General features: G+C 62.6%; 19 protein-coding genes and 1 tRNA gene. 13 read left to right on the forward strand and 7 right to left on the reverse strand.

Features of this window, described 5'->3' with window-relative positions; all coding sequences use genetic code 11:
* Nucleotides 1–394 precede the first annotated feature (394 nt).
* From ABE505_RS12790 to ABE505_RS12800, 3 genes are read left to right on the forward strand one after another with little or no spacing between them, the layout of a single operon-like run.
* Nucleotides 395–985 (forward strand): hypothetical protein, encoded by a 591-nt coding sequence (locus ABE505_RS12790; protein WP_171953926.1) that lies wholly within the window; start codon nt 395–397, stop codon nt 983–985.
* Entirely contained in the window at nt 985–2,112 is a 1,128-nt protein-coding gene (locus ABE505_RS12795) for an ImmA/IrrE family metallo-endopeptidase (RefSeq protein WP_346445738.1), read from the forward strand. Before ABE505_RS12790 ends, ABE505_RS12795 begins: the two co-directional genes overlap by 1 nt.
* Nucleotides 2,113–2,122: 10 nt before the next feature.
* Nucleotides 2,123–2,641, forward strand: coding sequence for a hypothetical protein (locus ABE505_RS12800; RefSeq protein WP_346445737.1), 519 nt, complete (start codon nt 2,123–2,125; stop codon nt 2,639–2,641).
* On the opposite strand, the gene ABE505_RS12805 is transcribed toward ABE505_RS12800, so the two are convergent.
* Together ABE505_RS12805 and ABE505_RS12810 are read right to left on the reverse strand one after the other, a co-directional pair.
* Nucleotides 2,615–3,712 (reverse strand): hypothetical protein, encoded by a 1,098-nt coding sequence (locus tag ABE505_RS12805; RefSeq protein ID WP_346445736.1) that lies wholly within the window; start codon nt 3,710–3,712, stop codon nt 2,615–2,617. The genes ABE505_RS12800 and ABE505_RS12805 overlap by 27 nt on opposite strands.
* A gap of 101 nt (nt 3,713–3,813) precedes the next feature.
* Complete coding sequence (locus tag ABE505_RS12810) at nt 3,814–4,365, reverse strand: helix-turn-helix transcriptional regulator (protein ID WP_346458283.1); 552 nt, start codon at nt 4,363–4,365, stop codon at nt 3,814–3,816.
* Between ABE505_RS12810 and ABE505_RS12815 the strand changes: the two genes are divergently transcribed.
* From ABE505_RS12815 to ABE505_RS12840, 6 genes are all read left to right on the forward strand, one after another.
* Nucleotides 4,267–4,725 carry a hypothetical protein gene (locus ABE505_RS12815; RefSeq protein ID WP_346445735.1) on the forward strand — a complete coding sequence of 153 codons (459 nt, stop codon included), beginning with the start codon at nt 4,267–4,269 and terminating at the stop codon, nt 4,723–4,725. The genes ABE505_RS12810 and ABE505_RS12815 overlap by 99 nt on opposite strands.
* Nucleotides 4,726–4,735: 10 nt before the next feature.
* Nucleotides 4,736–5,035, forward strand: a complete 300-nt coding sequence (locus ABE505_RS12820; RefSeq protein WP_346445734.1) for a hypothetical protein — start codon at nt 4,736–4,738, stop codon at nt 5,033–5,035.
* A gap of 34 nt (nt 5,036–5,069) precedes the next feature.
* Entirely contained in the window at nt 5,070–5,600 is a 531-nt protein-coding gene (locus tag ABE505_RS12825; protein ID WP_346445733.1) for a hypothetical protein, read from the forward strand.
* 276 nt (nt 5,601–5,876) lie between these two features.
* Entirely contained in the window at nt 5,877–6,995 is a 1,119-nt protein-coding gene (locus tag ABE505_RS12830; protein ID WP_322535654.1) for a nucleoid-associated protein, read from the forward strand.
* A gap of 41 nt (nt 6,996–7,036) precedes the next feature.
* Nucleotides 7,037–8,230, forward strand: a complete 1,194-nt coding sequence (locus ABE505_RS12835) for a hypothetical protein (protein ID WP_346445732.1) — start codon at nt 7,037–7,039, stop codon at nt 8,228–8,230.
* A gap of 175 nt (nt 8,231–8,405) precedes the next feature.
* On the forward strand, nt 8,406–9,974 hold the full coding sequence (locus tag ABE505_RS12840) for a MobA/MobL family protein (protein WP_346445731.1): 1,569 nt from the start codon (nt 8,406–8,408) through the stop codon (nt 9,972–9,974).
* A 493-nt stretch (nt 9,975–10,467) separates the two neighbouring features.
* Here the strand turns inward: ABE505_RS12840 and ABE505_RS12845 are convergent, their stop codons facing one another.
* Together ABE505_RS12845 and ABE505_RS12850 are read right to left on the reverse strand one after the other, a co-directional pair.
* Nucleotides 10,468–11,892 (reverse strand): DUF6538 domain-containing protein, encoded by a 1,425-nt coding sequence (locus ABE505_RS12845; RefSeq protein WP_346458246.1) that lies wholly within the window; start codon nt 11,890–11,892, stop codon nt 10,468–10,470.
* 82 nt (nt 11,893–11,974) lie between these two features.
* Nucleotides 11,975–12,067 (reverse strand) — tRNA-Ser (locus ABE505_RS12850).
* A 123-nt stretch (nt 12,068–12,190) separates the two neighbouring features.
* Here ABE505_RS12850 and dnaX point away from each other — a divergent pair.
* The 4 genes from dnaX (at nt 12,191) to ABE505_RS12870 (ending at nt 15,488) form a co-directional block, all read left to right on the forward strand.
* Nucleotides 12,191–14,026 (forward strand): DNA polymerase III subunit gamma/tau, encoded by a 1,836-nt coding sequence (gene dnaX, locus ABE505_RS12855; protein WP_346445729.1) that lies wholly within the window; start codon nt 12,191–12,193, stop codon nt 14,024–14,026.
* A 2-nt stretch (nt 14,027–14,028) separates the two neighbouring features.
* Complete coding sequence (locus ABE505_RS12860; RefSeq protein ID WP_047136330.1) at nt 14,029–14,349, forward strand: YbaB/EbfC family nucleoid-associated protein; 321 nt, start codon at nt 14,029–14,031, stop codon at nt 14,347–14,349.
* 109 nt (nt 14,350–14,458) lie between these two features.
* Nucleotides 14,459–15,058, forward strand: a complete 600-nt coding sequence (gene recR / locus ABE505_RS12865; RefSeq protein WP_346445727.1) for a recombination mediator RecR — start codon at nt 14,459–14,461, stop codon at nt 15,056–15,058.
* An 85-nt stretch (nt 15,059–15,143) separates the two neighbouring features.
* On the forward strand, nt 15,144–15,488 hold the full coding sequence (locus ABE505_RS12870) for a histidine triad nucleotide-binding protein (protein WP_337245526.1): 345 nt from the start codon (nt 15,144–15,146) through the stop codon (nt 15,486–15,488).
* Nucleotides 15,489–15,504: 16 nt separating this feature from the next.
* On the opposite strand, the gene ABE505_RS12875 is transcribed toward ABE505_RS12870, so the two are convergent.
* Genes ABE505_RS12875 through ABE505_RS12885 form a run of 3 tightly spaced genes read right to left on the reverse strand, consistent with a single transcriptional unit; the run spans nt 15,505 to nt 18,898 of the window.
* A complete protein-coding gene (locus ABE505_RS12875) occupies nt 15,505–15,996 on the reverse strand; it encodes a Slp family lipoprotein (protein WP_183426417.1) in 492 nt (163 codons plus the stop codon).
* Nucleotides 15,993–17,948, reverse strand: a complete 1,956-nt coding sequence (locus ABE505_RS12880) for a DUF3488 and transglutaminase-like domain-containing protein (protein ID WP_346445725.1) — start codon at nt 17,946–17,948, stop codon at nt 15,993–15,995. Before ABE505_RS12880 ends, ABE505_RS12875 begins: the two co-directional genes overlap by 4 nt.
* Nucleotides 17,945–18,898 (reverse strand): DUF58 domain-containing protein, encoded by a 954-nt coding sequence (locus tag ABE505_RS12885; protein ID WP_346445723.1) that lies wholly within the window; start codon nt 18,896–18,898, stop codon nt 17,945–17,947. Before ABE505_RS12885 ends, ABE505_RS12880 begins: the two co-directional genes overlap by 4 nt.
* Nucleotides 18,899–18,902 lie beyond the last annotated feature (4 nt).

Here is an 18,902-nt window from a genome sequence, read left to right on the forward strand (position 1 = left end):
CGCTCGACCTGAAGCACTGCGCGCTCTTCCGCGCTCAGGTGGCTGTACTGTTTTCCCATCGCGACACCCTACACTCCGCCGGGTGTTGCACTTGGAAGTTGAGTCTGCCCACCAGTTCGCCATATTTCCGGGAATCGAAGAGAGTGAAGCCGGGTGAATCGATATCATGCCTGTCTGCTCAAGATATGGTCGAGCGCGAGACTATAGCGGCGCTATCTCACAACTTGAGATCAGACAATCTATTCTCCGGAGAGGAAGGCTGGGGATTGCCTTCCGCACGGGGTGTAGGCAGGGGCACTAGTAAGGTGGCTCGGCATGCGGTACAAATCGCAAAACAGGCCGCCTCGGCGGGTCTGGTTCTGGGCTTCGTCTTCACATGGATTGGAGGTGTGGCGTGTCGAGTTATATATTCGTTTCCCCTGGTTCTGACCCTGGTATGGGTAAAGCGCTAGTAGACCCGATCTTGCAACCGGACAAGAAAGCGAAATCGACCATGGGAACCTGTCGGCCTGATCTGCGCCGCAGGGTGAAGTTAGGCGATCAGATCTTCGTGATAAGCGGCAGCATGGGGAAGAACGTTCAGCAGTATGTGATTGGAGGGCTTGAGGTCCAGGACAAGCTTGCCAGTCAGATCGCAGCGTTCGATCAGTTCCCTGAGAATAGGCTCAGATTTGACGAGTCCGGCCAGAGGCTGGGCAACATCATTGTGACTGCAGACGGACGACATCACCCCGAAGATCATCACGACAAGTTTGAGAGGCGAATCCAGAACTATCTGGTTGGTCGGACCTCTGTCATCCTTCAGACGCCTCGGGAGATCCAGCTTGGTAGGGAGCGATCAGTAGACATCCTCGCTAGTCTGTTTGATCGTCCAGGCTCTACGCGAATCCAACAAGTGATCGGGCGCATGAGAAAATTGACTGAAGAGCAAGCTATTCGTCTGAGAGAAGAGCTTCAGGCCTTGAAGAGGGAAGCCAGGAAGTAATGGATATTGCGCAACACATCGCAGATCGCAGTCTCACGGTCAGTGATGTGGCCCGACGGGCAAACTTGCCCGTTTCCCGTGTTAGCGAGATAGTCTCGGGTGATGAGGCATCGCTGTCGGAAATCAGAAAAATATCAAAGGCAATACGTGTTCCGCTGAGCTCGATTGGGCGGCCGGAATCAACTGAGGATCAGAGTACTTCCAAGCTCTTGCTGAGGCAGGCCATTGATCAGCGTGCAAGGGGCATGTCTTCATCTCTGAGCATCATTGGTGATCAGCTAAACGACATACTCTCAGTAGCAAGACTTCTGCCTTCCAATCTCAATTGGCTGGAGCTGTTCAGGGGCCTGGCTCCCGACCTCGAAAACGCAGAGAACTTTGCTGCCATTTTTAGACGGGCGTTCGCACAGCTGGATGATCAAGTTCCTTTTCTTAGTCTTGCAACTACCTTGGAGGAGTTGGGGGTCTTTGTCTGCTATGGACGGGACCCTAAGGTCGAGGGGGTTTCAGCGATTGTCGAAGGCCACGCACTGATCCTGCTTGCTCCTCGAACCTTCAAGGCACGGATGCTGTTCACTCTTGCTCATGAAGTGGGACACCTCGTAGCACGCCATGACTTGCTAAAGATTGACTTCGCAAGATTGGACGAAGAGGTGGGTGGAGACAGAGAGACGGCTGGCTCGGCTGAGCATCGGAAGGAAGAGCGTTTTGCGGATGCTTTCGCGGCTTCTTTGCTAATGCCCCGAAAAGGGTTCTTGAAGGTGCTTGATGCCGTTCGCACTCACTACCGAGCAAAGGGGCCGCTCGGGGACGTGGAGATACTGACTGCTGCAATCTTCTTCGGGGTGAGCTTTGAGGTTGCCGCGCGCCGTTGCGAGGGCATGGGGTTGCTGGAGCCAGGAGGCGCTAGGGCGCTTTATCAGAAGATCTCAGACGAGCATGGAAATCCTGAAAAGAGAGCGAGAGAGCTGGGGCTTCGGGAGCGAGAGGGGATACAGATTTTAACTTCGCCTAGGCTGCTTCAGGCTGCAGCGAAGCTCGTGGATCGTGAGGAGCTCTCTGCCGGTAAAGCCGCTGAGCTTTTGAACGTTCCCATCTCCTATCTGTTCGCCGCTAACTCGAAGTAGCAGCGTGATAGTGCTCCTCGACGCTTCGACAGTCATCAACCTCGTGAATGGCGGGGTCTTTGATGCGGTCTTGGGAATCGAGGGTGTACGGTTCCAAGTCGGAAGCCTGGTAAGAGATGAGGCTTCATCCGCCTCCGAAGTGTTGGACCTGGAGCTTGCCAAGGGATCTTTGACCCTTGCTGACGACGGATTGGTCCCATATTCGGCATTTCTGGCGGCGAAGAATGATATGGGGCTCGGTGATGGCGAGACCGAGTGCATCCTCATTGCCTCCGCCATCCAGTGCCAGATCGCTTGTGATGACGGCCGGGCCCGGAAGGCGGCTATCAAGCGGCTCGGGCATGAGTCGCTGGTGACCGGCTCTTTGGGGTTGATGCAACGAGCCTGTAGCCAAGGACTGATCACAACTGAAGCTGCGCATCTTGCCTATCAAGAGATGCGCAAGCTCGGTGGCTATCTTCCACAGATCGATGTGGACTTCTTCACCAAAGAAGTGACCCTGCTAGATGGTTTCGGGGCGCAACCCTAGCTTGTCTTCACGAAGAATTCGATTCGTATGCTTGGAAAGGCGTGCTCGTGTCTCGACAAACGGGTTCGATATCGTCTTCTTGATCTGCGACGGATTCTGGAAGATCGCTCCGCAGAAATGGCATTCGTGGTCAATGTGGGGCGTATATGCCCACTTCCCCTTATCGAAGTGAGGCTCTTCGCACTGCGGGCATGACAGAGCCACGACGCGTCCTTCGATGTGTGGCAGCGCTGTTTGCGCCATGTAGTAGCGCACTTGTTCGGCATCAAGCTCGATGCCATCTATCTCGACAGACTCATACGTGTCGTCCACCTTGGGCCACTCTTGGCCTTCCTCGCTTAGCGCATGCAGATGGATTCCGGTTTCTTCAGGAGCTGTGGAGGTCCAAAGGATGGCAGGATTTGATCCCCAGATTTGTATCCCTCCTGGGTAGTCCTGCTGGCGTATCTTTATGGTTCTCGGCGCAGCTATCTGGGACCGCGTGCCCGGCTCAAGGTGGCTCCGCAGCTGTGAAAGCGGGTTTCCTATTGCGATTTCCGAGTCGGAGAACTGTCGGCCGCATCCATGACATTGATGCTTCTTGTGAGGATGAACTGCGAACCAGTCGCGGTCGAGATGGGCGAACCCGCAGTGGCTGCAGTGGACACTGATGGTTCCAAAGCCGAAGACCCCCGACACCATGTAATTGATTGCGTCGATCTCATCGACTACAAACCAATCCGAGGACAATAGGTCTGTCGTGAATGGGATCCTCAGCCTTCGATAGGTTTTGTCGATGTCCTTGACTGAGTCTCGGCCCAAGCGCCTGGCATGGACATGGATGCCTCTATCGGTGGGCAGGGTGGTAGTGTCGTATGACGCGGGCACTGACCCCCAAAGAGCTATCCCTCCCTCGTAACGGTCAACCTCTAGATCGAGAGACTCACTCTCCGAAATGGGTGCGTCATGCGCGGCCACGCATTCTTCTGCCGCCACGCCATATTTTGCGGTGGCGTTTGCATGATGGGATAGGCACCAGTATCGGCTTCCCCCGTCTCGCCTCTTTCCGACGTTCACTATCTCGCAGGTCATACGATCACTCCTTGGGCTTCATGCCCATCGCAGGTGAAGGTCTAACGGTGCATCTGTAGCGTAGTAATCGTTGAAGCTATTTCAGAAGTACGTTGCGGCTGCTATGAGGCGTCTATCAGGCTCTTAATCAGCCCAAGTGCTTGCTTCTGCTTCTTGGCGTCAAGCTGAGAAAGCAGCAGGATGGCCTCAGCGACAACATCCGATGCCGCCAGGAAGTAGGCCGCAGGAAGGTCTAGAAGCCCTGCGAGCTTCTCGATGGTCTCTAGGTCTGGCTTGTGCATCCCTCGTTCATATCGGCTGATCCGAGGCGCCGTCGTGTTTGAGTCATCCACGCCCATGAGCATTTCGCCTAGCTGGGCTTGGGTCCAGCCCTTAGCCACGCGTGCAGCGCGTAGGCGATGACCAAGGGTTGTAGGCGTGGGCTGAGGAGCGGGCATCCAGTAGAAACAAACACGTTGACTCTCCAGAGTTTGACCGCATAAGCTTAGCTGGTCATTTGCGTTCAACGCAAAATTGAATCTGGAGGCTGTCGTATGGGTATGAGGTGCTGGGCAGTGGTGGGTCTCCTGGCGTTCGCTGCTTCTGCCGAGGCTGCGCAAAGCCTGTCGTGCCAACTGCAGAGCGGCCAGTTCAGTGCGGGCGGGGTAGGGCATCCCAAAGTCTCCGAGTTCGTCTGGGCCACGGGTCATGGCTCCGCCACGCCCACTGGACCCATCCGAACCAGGATCGGCCGCATCGAACCTGTGGAAGGCCGGAACTACAAGCGCGCTATCAAGCTCGATGGCAAGCCCATTCTGCTGCCTCCGGAAGCGCATAGCGTGGTTGGCTTCGGCAAGGTCTACGACTTCGGGGGAGTCGTTGCCTTGGCTTACCTCGGTGAGCGTGAGGAGGACTCGTCCGCCCGGCCTAGCCAGATCGTCGTGGTCATCAATAAGCCCGGGTCAGTGATCGATAGCGAAGTGCTCCCTGGCGCGAGCCTCAACCCGGGCAAGCACTGCTTGCTCATCGACTGAAGGAACACACATGAAGAAGCTTTGGATGGTTTCCGCAACAGTGCTGCTGGCGGCTTGTTCTGGTGGGCCCGGCAATGGCGATGTTGAGAAGGCGCTGACGGCGCATTTCAAAGAAGTTACGGGAACGACGATGACGTTTGAGCACTTGAAGGTAGGAGAGTGCGTGCGTGGGGACAGTCCCGGCTACGCGTGCAGTGTCACTGGAACCGCCCGCTACCAGATCGGCACTCGCACCGAGCAACAGCAGCTTGTCGGCACTTTCGTCATCGACAAGGTCGATGGCACTTGGACCGTCGTAGACCGTCGCTGAATTGAAGCCCGCCAACCAAAGCTAGGAAGCTCGTATGTGGACCTTGTTCAAGGTAATCCGCTGGATCATCACCGGTCTCGCGCTTTGGTGGCTGTGCGGTGTGGTGTTCGAAGAAGGCACGACGGCTGACGGAGCAGTCTTCGGGATGGTGCTGTTCGGGCAGCTGGTCTTCTGGCCCCTTGCGCTACTGTGGGGCTTGCCGTGGCTGTTCCGTCGCCGAACGCCCAAACTGAAGAAGCATAGGCCTGAAGAGTTCGAGCCCACGGTTTCCCATGACCACATTGCCTTGGACCTGGGCAGGGACACTATCTGGGTTCGGGACCCCGTGAAGGGCGAGCGCTACCTGCGGCGGGCTGAAGTGCTCTCCATCCGCACTGGGGAATACAACTACAAAGGCGTTGTCACTCATCGCCTGGAAGTGCAAGTGCGGGATGTCGTTCACCCGCTCTGGCTGGTTCCTTTCGTGCGCCACTCTGATCGTTGGCTCAAAAGCACTGCAGTCAATGAATCTGAGCGGGACGAGTGGTTCGCTAGGATGAAGGCATGGATCTCTCAGACCTTGTAATCGGCGAGTTGGGAGGGTCTGAGGTAACCACTATTTTGTCCGTTAGCGATACTGTCGCAGTCCTCCCATACGGGATCCATGCCCTTTGCTCGCAGGCGTGATTGACTCCCCCGTCGCCAACACCTAAGGGGAGGGCGGATCCCGGAACTTTGCCGGTCTAGCAAGGGACCGGGGAGGCTCTCACTCTATGAGATTGACCGTAGGTATAGTTTTTCGACTGCTGCGCTTGCCGTACTATTGGCCGGTCGGCGGTTTGCCGGAGGAGCAGGGGGCGAAATGGATGTTTTGAAGGGGGCTGTGATTCACAGTCTGGAGAAGGAAGCGCACGACTCGATGACGACGGTGCGGAAAGCCAATGATCCGCTAGACGTGTCGGACAAGATGGTGAATCGCTTGGCCCAACAGTTGGCAGATCTCGTCGGCAAGGAAGGCAGCGCAGTGCTATGGGGGCAATTTGCCCCAGCCAATCGGGAGGGGGACTTTCCAGGTTCGGTTCGAACTCTGCTTGCGGCAGAGTTCTGTCCAACGCTGCTGATGGATCTTTCGCTAGTCGCTATGAAGGAACTGCGCGAGCAGGCTGAGAAAAAGACTGGGGCAACGGGAGGTCATATCTTCTTTGGTCAATACCAGAGCAAGGGTTCAGATTTCCTCTTGGTGGCAATGATCAAGCAGAAGGGCGCGATCACCTTATCTGAGGATCTTCGACCTACGGAGATCAAAGAGATCGACATGTCTAAGCTTCATCAAGCTGCTCGCATCAACTTGGCGCGCTACCAAGTTCACCTTAGCGCCCCCAGTGGAAACGACGATGCGGAAAGCACGAAGGCTACAGAGACTGAGGAGAAGACTTATCTCTGCTTTGTGAATCGAAAGGGTAGAGAGGATGTCGCGGACTATTTCGTGGATGCGCTGGGTTGCGTAAAAGGAACGTCTTCTTCCCAGCTGACCACTAAATTGCTGAGGTTCGTCAAGCAGTTCGTACGGAATGTGCCGGAGATCGCTGACTCTCATGCTGAGATCAAGCAAGGGGTGGTTGATTACATGCAGTCACTCGATAGCAGCCAAGTCGTTAAGCTCGACGAAGTTGTTCAAGCTGCGAAGGCGAAGGTTCATCCCACATTTGCCCAGCATCTCGATCCTCTGAAAGTGTTTCTTAATTCGGACGAATGCCAGATTCCTGAAGAGTTCTCCCTTAGCCGCCAGGCGCTCCGGCCGCATATCCGGATCAACGCCAAGAAGGCGAACTGGGGGCTGTGGTTTGAGACGGGTATAGTCGGTACCAGCAATTCAGAACTTCTCTACGACGCTGCGCGAAAGAGTCTTATGCTGACCGACCTGCCGCCAGAGACCGTTGATAGTATCGAAGCAGCGCTTCGCGCTCGTGGGCAGCTGTAATCATGTTTTCCGACGTTGTCAAACTCTATCGAGCGGCGGGCATGCCCTTGATCTCAGGGGGGCGGTTTTCCTTCGAGGGTTCGGCAGATGAGCTATTAAGGAGCGCGGTTCAGCGGTGTCAGGAGCTTGGTGCAGGCTTTGGTCACTTCGCGGACGGCCCTGACTATGACGGCGATGAGCTTGAGTTCACTTGGGCTCTCGCCGTTAACGAGTCAGGGCGCTTCTACGGATCAGTGGATGATCTTGTAGCTAGATGCGAGTCAATACATCGCGGCCAGTTTCCTGAAAATTTCTACATCGCCGCGTTTGATTTCTTTTCTGGCGAAGAGCTAGGGGAAGAGAACCGTGAGCTGCTCGTTTTGAAGAATCTTTGTGAGCTCATCCGCTTGCTAAGCGAGTTAAGTGTGAGTGGGGACCTTGCCGCCGAGGCCGGGCGACCATCACACCTAGTGTTCGTGAAGCCGGCCTCGTCCGGTTCACCTCCGGTCACGGTTGAGATCACTACGCGCATCCAAGCGAAGATGCTCGAAGGAGATTTCCCTGATCTGGCTGTCTTGAGCGATCTCTTAACAGAGAGTGGGAAGGGGAAGGTTCGAACGGAGGAGTACAAAGCCATTTTCCGGCTCGCGGTTGCCGGTGCGTGTGCAGATGAGCCTACCGCAGAGGCTAGATTTGGAGTTTTGTTGGATCACTGGGGAGGCGTTCTACGTCGATTCCGGTATGACGTTGAATGCCTGGTGGATCGAATTTCGTTTGAAGGGCTTCGGCGCGAGATAGTCGAGGCCGAGCTAAACTTTGTTGGACGGATGAATACTGCGGTAGTAGAGAATGCCACGAAGTTCTTGGGCATACCTATATCCCTTGTAGCCGTCGCTGCGGTGGTTGGGGGGAGCTCTATCGGCAATGACCTGCTTGTTTGTGCGGGTGCTGTGATCGTTGCTCTCGTTGTAAGCGGTGTAGCGAGAGCTGTGCGTTTGCAGATGGCAACAACGACAACGGCATTTGAGGCTGCGCTCGCTGGTATGCGTGCCCGCGCTTCGGCTGGCGGTGGTGTCTCGGAAAGCCTTGATGATCTGGAAGGTACCTTCCGCCAACGGCGCGCGTTCGCGAGCAGAGTGATCGGGACGTTCAATGCGCTGGCTTGGGTGCCCCCGCTGCTGGGCGTGGCTGTGGTGGTTTGGAAGTTTCCCCCGCTGTGGCTTACGCAGTTGCTCGCTGATATCGGGTGGGCATAGGGCCTCCCGGGGCTAAAACTAAGCGCGAGAGTCACAAGCAAGAGCGCACTTAGGCATTGCCCGTTGGGCAATGCGTGCGCAAGAGGCTGTGCCCCTTGACCCCCTAAAAAAGCGCTTGCCAAAGCCTAAATCGTAGGCATAAAGGCAGGTGCGGGGGCCGGAACAAGGAGCATCAATGGCCATTTATCACGCCAGAGTAAAGACCTTCAGCCGTGCCCAAGGGCATGCATCCACCGCTGCAGCAGCCTATCGCGCAGGCCTGCTCATCATCGATGGCCGCACCGGTCTCCGGCACGACTACCGAAGGCGCGGCGGGGTCGTTGAGACCCGTTGCCTCGCTCCCGACGACGCTCCCGATTGGGCTTTCGATCCTCGGCAGCTTTGGCCTGCAGCCGAGGCTTCAGAGCGGCGCAAAGACGCTACCGTTGCTCGTGAGTTCGAGGTGGCTCTGCCACACGAATTGAGCAATGAGCAGCGTTCAGACCTGGCAGCTGAAATATCGCGCTGCTTGGTCCAGCGTTACAGGTTCGCTGTCCAATCCAGCATCCATGAGCCGCAGACCGCTGACGGGCTCAACTATCACGTCCACATCCTAGCCACGACCAGGCGGATGGACGCAGACGGGTTGAAGGACAAGACCAGGGAGCTGGATGACGGCCCTTCAGGCCGAGGGGAAGTCGAATGGATCCGGGCAATGGTAGGGGAAGCCATCAATGCCCATCTTGCTGCTGCAGGTGTCTCGGCCCGTGTCGATCATCGTAGCCTTAAGGACCAAGCGGCTGAGGCCGCAGAGCAAGGGGATGAGCTCACAGCAGCGGAGCTTTCCCGCATTCCTGGGATTCATATGGGAAAAGATGCCACTGCCTTACACCGCCGAGGCGTGGATACCGATTTGAACCAAGGCAATGAGGAGATTGATCAGGCCAACAACGCTGCTTGGGATCGCGCCGTGGCTCAGATGGCAGAAGAGGGCAGGTTGATGGAAGCCGCATCCGATCAAGCCGTGCCGGTTGGCTCGCGTCAGGTTCCACTGATCCCCGCCACGCAACCAATGCTGTCTCTTGGTGGAGAGACTCGTCTGGGTAACCTGGCCAGGGAAGTCATGACGGTTGAGGCGGTTGCCGCGCCCCTTCATCGGCAACCGGAGGCCACAGCATCCAAGCAGACCCTGAAGGAAGTGTTGGAGATGTGGGCCGAGGCGTGGATAGAGGCGCTTCGAGAGAAGCTCAAATTCACGCGCAGATTGCTGCGCAACAGCACTGCTCTGATATCGGCTCATGGGACATTGCCCAGGCTCCGTGGCAACTTGGAAGAACTGCTCGCGCGACTGAAGAAGTTGAAGCGGGACGCTCTACGCTTCAAGCGTAGGCTGAAAGCTGAAGATCGTGCCCAGCACGTATTGGCCCAAGCAGAATTTGCCTTGGAGAACTTCGAAAGCCAAAACCCAAGGCCGGGCCTCTTGAATCGCTCAGACTGGTCGCGTCGTCGGGCGCGCCGGGTTCGGGCTGTTGAGCTGGGACGCAAGGAGTATCAACGCGCTCACGAAGCCACCGGAACCAAGGCCCAGGAAGACTACAACCGTCGAACAGGCGAGTCGTTGTCGCAACTGGAGAATTGGAGTGAAGTGCTGTTGCGTAGATATCCGGTGGAGGATGCGCCCATTGACGCTCCTGAAGCCCCTATTCCAGCGGACCCCTTGCTCGTAATGAATCCTGTCAGAGATCCTGGAGCACGGTTGCACTGATATACAGGCGAAGGCCCCGGCGAGCCGGGGCTTTAGCTAACCTCGTTTCGAAAACTCAGTGGTAGGTAGGTCCGCGAGTGGGCTTGGACACCGCGCCACGACGCTCTGAGATCATGTCACTAAGCTGCACCTGGTCGCGTTCTACCACGGCTTCTCTGACCCTGACGGCAGGTTTCAGGGTGTGGTCGTCAGCCGGGGGCTTTGGAGCCATGCATCGGTTGATCAGCTCGTCGGCAATTTCGAGGGCATGGATGATGTCTTCGATCCGCTCTTGCGTGTCTCGTGTCCGGTCTTGGGCAATCAAAGGGCATAGCACTCGACTTGCGATAGCCAGCTTTCTTTCTAAGGGCATATGAAGCTCCTAACGTGGGGGAGCTTTCATAAAACCATCATTTGCGTTGATCGCAATAGTCGCGGCGTTTGTCAGTGCCAATGTTGGCCCGTTAGAGATACTCCTAGACGTTCCATGTAATTTTCCTGGCGCGGAGATCCGCTACCCCAGCAACTTCTTCAGTGCAGCGAGCTCAAGATTGAAGCTCGAGGATGAGAGCCCTGCTGTCTTGAATTCAGGGGTGACCAGCCCATTGAGCTTTTCTGCCGGGGTAAATTCCCGGCTGTAGACGGGATGGTGCTCATCATCAAGCTCGTGGCCGACGATCTGGGCGCGCATTTCTGAGGCGACACCGAAGCCCTGCATATGCTGGATGACCGTCTTACGCAGGGAATGGAAACCGCGCTTGGCCTTGGGCCACGTCTTCCCGTGCTCGGCGAGGTGGCGGGTAAAGGCCTTGGAAATCCAGTTCCCCGCGCCATTGACGGCATTGGCCTTCGCTTGGGGGAAGAGGCGGCTTGAGGTGGGCAGGCTGGCTACATAGTCGCCGAAGCCCAGGGCAATCAGGTCGGCGTGGATCGGGACAGTCCGGATACTGGCCTCGCTCTTGAGGCGCTGGTGCTCGCCGTCGTCATTAATATGGATGTAGGCCACCCCTCCCTCCGTTTGCACATCGCTCACCAGCAGCTGCCCAACTTCAGAGGCACGGGCGCCCGTATACAGGCCCAACAAGGCTGCCCAGCGCGCGGCAGGTGACAAGGTGGCAAAGGCCGATGGGGCAAAGAGGAGGCTGATCTGCTTCAGGTCGAAGGCCTTGAAGCCAAGCTTGCGCCGCTTTCGCTTAGCGCTATTGCCGTATGAGACATGGCTTCGGGCCGGATTGCTGTCTGTGTAGTAGCCAGCGGCAATCAACCAGTCGAAGAAGCCGCCCAGGTAGGACTGTTTGTTCACTCGGGTCGGGGTTGAGATGCCAGCATCGGCCAGTGACTGATAGAAGTTCGACAGGTCGATCCGGTTGATGCTCGGCAAGGGATAGTCAGGGCCGGTCGTGCGCACGAACCCGTCAATCGCCGACTTCTTGATGCTGTAGGTCTTGGGGATGGTGTCTGGGGCGATGGCCTTGAGCCAAAGATCACGCGCTTCCATCAGCGACAGGATCTTGCTGGGCTGGGGCTTGGAGGGGGCTGCTGGGGCGGCGGCTACTGCGCCGAAGAACGCAGGATTGACCCGTCCGATACTCTCGATGGCGCGAGTCAGCGCCTCGGTGTCTTCGCCTGGTTCTGCCTGGATACGCAGGGTGCCATTGGCGTCTCGTTCCAGGGTGTAGTCCTGAAGCCGTTTTCCCCGAAGCTCCTGGAGCCATTGATCTCCCGTCTTCTCGCCCATGCCGTTCTTCCTGATGGCGCTGAAGACCTCAGCATAGCGGGCGGCCAGGACCAGGGCGCAAGCCTGGGCGCTGCGCATTTCGCGCGTTCGAAGGCTTCGCTTGAGAATTCGGCAGCCCAAGAGGGGCTGTAGATCGACGGGCACGCGCTGACGGAACGAAAAGCCCGCTGGCGTCTTGATCAAGTGATGGGGAACTCTCATCGGGATGTGTCCCGATTTGTGTCCTGCCCCTTGCTAGGCCCAGAAAAGCAAAACCCCTGATTTCTCAGGGGTTTGCAGAGTCTGGCGGAGAGAGGGGGATTCGAACCCCCGAAGCGCGGTTTAGACGCTTACACACTTTCCAGGCGTGCTCCTTCAACCACTCGGACACCTCTCCGGATCTGTCCCGCGCGGGCCGCGGGGCGGCACGCTGCGACGGCTGGACCGCCGCGGGCCGGCCATTCTAGCTGGGCCGGGGCCCGGTCACAAGGAAGGGGGATGGCCGTGGCAGAATAGCGGCATGTCCTATCTCGTCCTCGCCCGGAAGTGGCGTCCGAAGCGGTTTGCCGAGCTGGTCGGGCAGGAGCACGTCGTGCGTGCGCTGACCAACGCGCTGGAGACCGGCCGCGTCCACCACGCCTTCCTTTTCACCGGCACCCGCGGCGTCGGCAAGACGACGATCGCGCGCATCTTCGCCAAGAGCCTGAACTGCGAGCGGGGCACCTCGTCGGACCCGTGCGGGGAGTGCGAGACCTGCCTGGCGATCGACGCGGGGCGCTACATCGACCTGCTGGAGATCGACGCGGCCAGCAACACCGGCGTCGACGATGTGCGCGAGCTCATCGACAACGCGCAGTACATGCCCTCGCGCGGTCGGGTGAAGGTCTACCTGATCGACGAAGTGCACATGCTGTCGAAGTCGGCGTTCAACGCGCTGCTCAAGACGCTCGAGGAGCCGCCGGGGCATGTGAAGTTCCTGCTGGCGACGACCGACCCGCAGAAGCTGCCGGTCACCGTGCTCTCGCGCTGCCTGCAGTTCAACCTCAAGCGGCTGGACGAGGACCAGATCCAGGGCCAGATGACGCGGATCCTCGAGGCCGAGGGCATCGCCGCGGATGCGGCGGCGATCCGGCAACTCTCCAAAGCGGCCGATGGCAGTCTGCGCGACGGGCTGTCGCTGCTCGACCAGGCGATCGCCTACACCGGTGCGGGCGGCGAGGGCGGTGCACTCGCCGATGCGGCGGTGGCGACGATGCTCGGCAGTGTCGACCGCACGCGCGTGGGCAACCTCCTGTCTGCGCTGGCGCAGGCCGATGGCGCGCGGCTGATGGCCGAGGTGGCGGCGCTGGCCGAGTTCTCGCCGGACTGGTCGGGCGTGCTCGATGCGCTGTCCGAAGCGCTGCACCGCATCCAGGTCCGGCAGTTGGTGCCGGAGGTTGGCATCGAGGCCGATGGTCTGGATCTCGATGCGCTGGCCGCGTCGGTGCGGCCGGAGGTCGTGCAGCTGTGGTACCAGATGGCGCTCAATGGCCGCCGCGACCTGGGCCTGGCGCCGAGTCCGCGTGCGGGCTTTGAGATGACGGTGCTGCGGATGTTCGCGTTTCGCCCGGCCGAAGGCGGCAACGCCGGTGCCCCGGCGGGCGGCGGGGCCGGGCAGGGCCGGGTATCCGGGCCGGCTGCGGCGCGGGCCGCGCTGGGCGATGCGTCCGCGGCGGCGCCGCGGGCGGCCGCACCGGCGCCGGAGGCCGCAATGCTGGCGCGTCCAACGCCGCGTGCGCCGGTCGATGCGGTGCCGATGGCAGCCGCCGGCCAGGGCATCGACGTGCCGCGCAAGGCGTCGCCGGCCGCTGCGGCTGCACCTGCCCCCGAACCTAGCCCTGCGCCGCGTGCCGAGCCGCCTGCGGCTCCCTCGCCGCGCGCCGAACCTGCGCCGCAGGCGGCCAAGCCGTCGATGACGCTCGATGCCGACCGCTGGCTGGACCTCGTGGCCGATCTGCCGTTGCGCGGCCCGGTGCGTGAGTTGGCGGCCAGTGCGGCCTTCGTGGCGCTCGACGGTGATGTGCTCAAGCTGGCGTTGCCCGAATCCGACGAGCACCTGAAGGCGCCGATCATGGTCCACCAGTTGGCGTCCGCGCTTGCCGGGCCGCTGGGTGCGACGCCGCAGATCCGCTTCGAGACCGCGGCCGCGCGTACGGCGCCGACGCTGCACGAGCGCAATGCGCAGCAGCGCGATGCGCTGCAGGCGGCGGCCGAGCAGAATTTCCTTTCCGATCCGGACGTGCAGCGCCTGATGTCGCAACAGGGCGCGCGCGTGGTGCCGGATTCCATTCGCCCCTACGACGAACAAGGACTTTGATGATGCGTGGAAACATCGGCCAGCTGATGCAGCAGGCTCAGAAGATGCAGGAAAACATGCAGCGCGTGCAGGAAGAGCTGGCCAACCTCGAGGTCGAGGGCAGTGCCGGCGGCGGCATGGTCAGTGTCACGCTGACCGGCGCCAAGGCCTGCCGCAAGGTGCGCATCGATCCGTCGGTGCTGTCGGACCCGGAGATGGCCGAAGACCTGATCGCGGCGGCGTTCAACGACGCGTCGAACAAGGTCGACGAGGAATCGAAGGCGCGCATGGCCGGTGCTACCGCCGGCATGCCGCTGCCGCCGGGCATGAAGCTGCCGTTCTAAGCCCCGCGGTCTCTAGGGCGGGGCGCCTGGGTGCGCCCCGTTCGCCGATGTGACCCGCGGCTCAGTGCGGCGTGCGCATCGTGGCCCTTCCCTCTGACCTCCGTCGCGCATGTCCGCATTGCTGGAACAACTGATCGATGCGTTGCGCGTGCTGCCCGGGGTTGGGCAGAAGTCGGCGCAGCGCATGGCCTATCACGTGCTCGAGCGCGGGCGCGAGGGCGGCGCGCGGCTGGCTGCGGCGCTGGCCGAGGCGGTCGAGAAGATCGGCCACTGCGCACGATGCCGCGATTTCAGCGAGACACCGGTGTGTGCGACCTGCGCCAGTGCGTCGCGCGATGCGCAGACGCTGTGTGCGGTCGAGACGCCGGCTGACCGGCTGGCGATCGAACAGGCCACCGGCTACCGCGGGTTCTACTTCGTGCTGCAGGGCCGGCTGAGCCCGCTCGATGGCATCGGCCCGCGCGAGCTGGGCCTGGATCTGCTGGCCGCGCGGCTGGCCGAGGGCGAGGTGCGCGAGCTGATCATCGCCACCAATCCCACGGTCGAGGGCGAGGCCACCGCGCATTACCTGGCGCAGATCGCGCGCCAGCACGGCGTGCGGCCCAGCCGCCCCGCGCATGGCCTGCCGCTGGGCGGCGAACTGGAGTTCGTCGATCGCGGCACGTTGTCGCATGCGTTCGGCAGCCGCAGCGAAATCGGCGATTCGTGATCCACGCGCGGGGATGCGTTCGGTCTGAGCCGAAGGCGCGACAGCGGTATGCTCTGCGCCATCGCGAATCACGAGTGACGGCTCCATGACCATCTTCCACAAGATCATCCGCCGCGAGATCCCGGCCGACATCGTCTATGAGGACGAGCACCTGATCGCGTTCCGCGACATCGGCCCGCAGGCGCCGGTGCATGTGCTGTTCGTGCCCAAGCAGGACTACGCGACGCTCAACGACGTGCCTGAGGACGCGCCGGAGGTCATTGGCCGGCTCGCGCTCGCCGCCGCGCGCTATGCCAAGGCGCAGGGCTTCGACAAGGACGGCTATCGCATCGTCATGAACTGCAACGAGCACGGCGGGCAGACGGTGTACCAGATCCATCTGCATCTGCTCGCCGGCGCGCCGCTTGGGCGCTTCGGCACGCCCGCGTAAGCGCGCGGGCGCGGGCTTACCAGTAGCCCCACCACGGCCAGGGCGCGGGGCGGGTCAGTACGTCGACCGTTTCGCGTACCGGCCACAGGTAGACCACGTCGGCGTCGAGGCGCGGGAACCGGTAGTCGTACTCGCCGATCCGGCGGGTGTCGTAGCCGGCGATGCGGCCGGTGAAGGTGACTTCGCGGTTTTTCTCGAACACTGCCGGGTCGTAGAAGCCGGCGCGGCAGGCGATGAAGCGGCCGTTGGTGTCGTCGCTGGCCCAGTACGGGCGGCCAGTCGCGGTGAGCCGGGTGGCGATCATCTCGAAACACGTGGCGTCGGGCCGCGGTTCGACCTGGACGATGCGTCCGCCCCAGCGCACCGCGGTGCCGGTGTAGTCGCCCTGCACGGCGGCATGCGGCGTGGGCGATTCGGCGAAGCCGCCCTGCAGCGGCTTGGGCTGCGAGGCGCAGGCGCCCAGCAGCAGCGCCAGGGCGCTGATGGGCAACAGACGGGCGGGGCTCATCGGGAGGTCTCCTTCGCAGCGGGCGTTGCGGTGGGACGATGCGCGCGCAGGTCGCGCGCCAGCGTGGGGTCGGCCGGGGCGGCAGCGTAGCGTGCGGCGACGAAACGGCGGGTGAGTGCGACCAGTCCGGCCGCATCGCCGGTGGTGGGCGCGATGCGTGCCGCCCAGGCCGAGGCGGGTTCGTGCGGCAGGCGGCCCAGGCCCCGGCGGGCATAGCGCCGGCCCAGCCGGTGCCAGGCGCGGAGCACGGGGTCGCGCTCGCGTTCGCCGCGGGCGATCAGCCACGCCATTGCGCCCAGCGCCAGCAGCGCGACGACGGTGAGCAGCACGACCAGGCCGCTCGCGCCCAGGGCGCCGAGGCCGAGCCGTTGCAGCATCGTCTGCTGGCGGTCGGCATCGAAACCGAGCACGAAGTCGTTCCAGCCGCGTCGGGCCCAGTCGCCGAGGTCGAAGATCGGCGCGAAGCGTGCGCCGCCGATGCGTCCGGCCGCGAGGCGGTTCTCGAGCGTGTCGTAGATGCGTTCGGGCGCGACCGCGGCGGTCGGGTCGACGCGCACCCAGCCGCGGCCGGCGAGCCAGACTTCGCTCCAGGCGTGGGCGTCCATGCGACGCACCAGCCAGTAGTTGCCGTAGGCGTTGCGGCGGCCGCCGACGTAGCCGGTGACCACGCGCGCGGGGATGCCGGCCTCGCGCATCAGCACGGTGAAGGCCGAGCTGAAGTGCTCGCAGAAGCCGGCCTGCTGGTCGAACAGGAAGTCGTCGATCGCGTGCCGGCCGGGCAGCGGGGTGTCCAGGGTGTAGGCGAAATCGCGCTCGATCCAGGCCAGCGCGCGCGCGACCAGCGCCGCGTCGTCGGGGGTGTCGGCGCGCCATTGCCGGGCGAGCGCGCGGGTGCGCGGGTTCAGGCCGGCCGGCACGCGCAGCGCCTCGGTGCGTGCGAGTGCGGATAGCTCGGCCTCGAACTGCAGCGGCGGCGCCGAGCGCAGGCGCCAGCGGCTGACGCTGTCGAGCCGGCGCGGGCTGCGCAGGGTGTAGTCGCGCGTCCCGCGCACGCCGTCGGGCAATGCCGTGGGCAGATCCAGCGCGACCAGCAGGTCGCGACCGGTCGGTTCGATCACGACCTCGTAGTCCCAGGTTGGCGTGCCGTGGGCGACCAGGTCCGGCGTGGGCGGCGGCTGCCGGCGTGAGCGCGTCCAGGTCCGGCCGTCGTAGTCGGTGAGCGTCGGCCCGCGCCAGTACATCTGCGAGACCGCAGGCTCGGGGCCGGTGAAGGCCGCGCGCAGGGCCGGTGAGTCGTCGGCCAGCAGGTCGAGCCATTGGCCTGCGCCCATCTCGTCGGACAGCCCCGGTGTGGCGGAGGCGCGGTCCGGCACGCCCCACAGGGGCGTGGACAGTCGCGGGAACAACCAGAACACCGCCAGCGCCAAGGGCAGGCCGAGCGCGATCAGCCGCAGCGCGGTCGTCCATCGGCGGCGATCGCTGTCCGGCGCCAGGCCCGATTCCGCATCCGACAGCGCGAGCAGGGCGACCACCACCAGCAGCGTGCCGGCCAGGCCCAGCAGCAGCGACAGCGGGCCCTGATCCAGCAGGAAGGTGGCGAATGGCGCGAACAGCGCGAAGCCGAGCAGGCTGCGGGCATCGCGCAGCGTGCGCAGCTCGGACGGCTTGACCGCCAGCATCGCCGCGAGCAACGCGCATCCGGTCTCGCGTCCCACCGTGCCGCCGGCCTGGGCGAGCACCCAGCCCAACAGAGCGAGGGCGGCGGCGCCGCGCAGCCAGGCCGGCAGTTGGCGGCGGCCGGAGACCGACGTGACCAGCACGCCGACCGCGGCGACGACGATCGCCACCGGCAGCGCAAGCTGCAACAGCAGCGGCAGCAGGCAGACCGCCGCGGCGAGCAGGGTGCGGCGGCGTCCGCGGTCGTCCAACAGTTGGCCCGTGGCGCGGGTCATGGGCGCTCGGGCATCAATGCGAGCGCGCGCAGGCAGGCCTGGCGGTGGTGCGCACCGCGGTCGGGGCCGAGCGGCGGATGGCCGGGCACGCGCAGCAGCGAGCGCACGCCGTCGCGCTCGGCGGCGTCGACCCAGCGCGCGAGCCGGCCGATGCGTGCCTCGTGAGCGAGGCCGCCCAGCGTCGCCCAGTCGAGCACGACGTCGGTCCCCTGCGGCCGCTCGAACTCGCGCACAACCAGGGCATCGCGCCGGGCCGAGGATTTCCAGGCGATCGCGCGCCGCGCATCGCCCTGGCGCCAGTCGCGCAGGTGATGCAGGTCGTCGCCGGCCGGGTGCAGGCGCGCCTGTGCATCCTCGCCGGCGCCCCGCGGCAGCGGCGGGCCGTGCGGCTCGGGTGTGGGATGCACCAGCAGCCGCACATCGGGGCGCACCCAGGCCCAGGCGCGGGCCAGACCCAGCGGCCGGGTGCTGGAGATGCGGATGCGCGGCGAGGCCATCCAGCCGCGGCGCTGCGTCGGCAGTGTCAGCGTGGCCTCGCCGCCGGTCTCGTCCAGCGACAGCGGCGCGGCGACGGCGTCCTCGCAATCGACCCGCAGGCCGCGGCGCTCGCGCCCTGGCGCTGCGCCCACGTGCACGTGCAGCGACATCGGCCGACCGGCCGGGACCGGCTCGCCGCGCACGGCGCGCACCTCCAGGCCGCTGAGTTGCAGTTGCGTCCACAACAGGCTGGACAGCGTCGCGCCGCCGAGCAGCAGGCACAGCAGCAGCGCCGGGTTGTTGTTGTAGTTCAGCGCGCCGGCCGCCATCGTCGCCAGCAGCGCGATGACGAAGCCGCCGAATGGGGTGGGCAGCACGTAGATGCGCCTGCGGTCGATGCGGACCGGTAGCGCTTCGGCGTGGCGCGGGCGCATCCAGCGTTCGAGGCGGCGGCGCAGACCGGTGGCGGCCATCGCG

The organism is Luteimonas sp. TWI382, from assembly GCF_039674545.1.
GTDB lineage: Bacteria > Pseudomonadota > Gammaproteobacteria > Xanthomonadales > Xanthomonadaceae > Luteimonas.

Coding starts and splice junctions, on each gene's coding strand:
- ABE505_RS12795 (WP_346445738.1), top strand. CDS start 985: ATGGATATTGCGCAACACATCGCAGATCGCAGTCTCACGGTCAGTGAT.
- ABE505_RS12805 (WP_346445736.1), bottom strand. CDS start 3,712: ATGACCTGCGAGATAGTGAACGTCGGAAAGAGGCGAGACGGGGGAAGC.
- ABE505_RS12810 (WP_346458283.1), bottom strand. CDS start 4,365: ATGCCCTACCCCGCCCGCACTGAACTGGCCGCTCTGCAGTTGGCACGA.
- ABE505_RS12820 (WP_346445734.1), top strand. CDS start 4,736: ATGAAGAAGCTTTGGATGGTTTCCGCAACAGTGCTGCTGGCGGCTTGT.
- ABE505_RS12825 (WP_346445733.1), top strand. CDS start 5,070: ATGTGGACCTTGTTCAAGGTAATCCGCTGGATCATCACCGGTCTCGCG.
- ABE505_RS12830 (WP_322535654.1), top strand. CDS start 5,877: ATGGATGTTTTGAAGGGGGCTGTGATTCACAGTCTGGAGAAGGAAGCG.
- ABE505_RS12835 (WP_346445732.1), top strand. CDS start 7,037: ATGCCCTTGATCTCAGGGGGGCGGTTTTCCTTCGAGGGTTCGGCAGAT.
- ABE505_RS12840 (WP_346445731.1), top strand. CDS start 8,406: ATGGCCATTTATCACGCCAGAGTAAAGACCTTCAGCCGTGCCCAAGGG.
- ABE505_RS12845 (WP_346458246.1), bottom strand. CDS start 11,892: ATGAGAGTTCCCCATCACTTGATCAAGACGCCAGCGGGCTTTTCGTTC.
- dnaX (WP_346445729.1), top strand. CDS start 12,191: ATGTCCTATCTCGTCCTCGCCCGGAAGTGGCGTCCGAAGCGGTTTGCC.
- ABE505_RS12860 (WP_047136330.1), top strand. CDS start 14,029: ATGCGTGGAAACATCGGCCAGCTGATGCAGCAGGCTCAGAAGATGCAG.
- recR (WP_346445727.1), top strand. CDS start 14,459: ATGTCCGCATTGCTGGAACAACTGATCGATGCGTTGCGCGTGCTGCCC.
- ABE505_RS12870 (WP_337245526.1), top strand. CDS start 15,144: ATGACCATCTTCCACAAGATCATCCGCCGCGAGATCCCGGCCGACATC.
- ABE505_RS12875 (WP_183426417.1), bottom strand. CDS start 15,996: ATGAGCCCCGCCCGTCTGTTGCCCATCAGCGCCCTGGCGCTGCTGCTG.
- ABE505_RS12880 (WP_346445725.1), bottom strand. CDS start 17,948: ATGACCCGCGCCACGGGCCAACTGTTGGACGACCGCGGACGCCGCCGC.
- ABE505_RS12885 (WP_346445723.1), bottom strand. CDS start 18,898: ATGGCCGCCACCGGTCTGCGCCGCCGCCTCGAACGCTGGATGCGCCCG.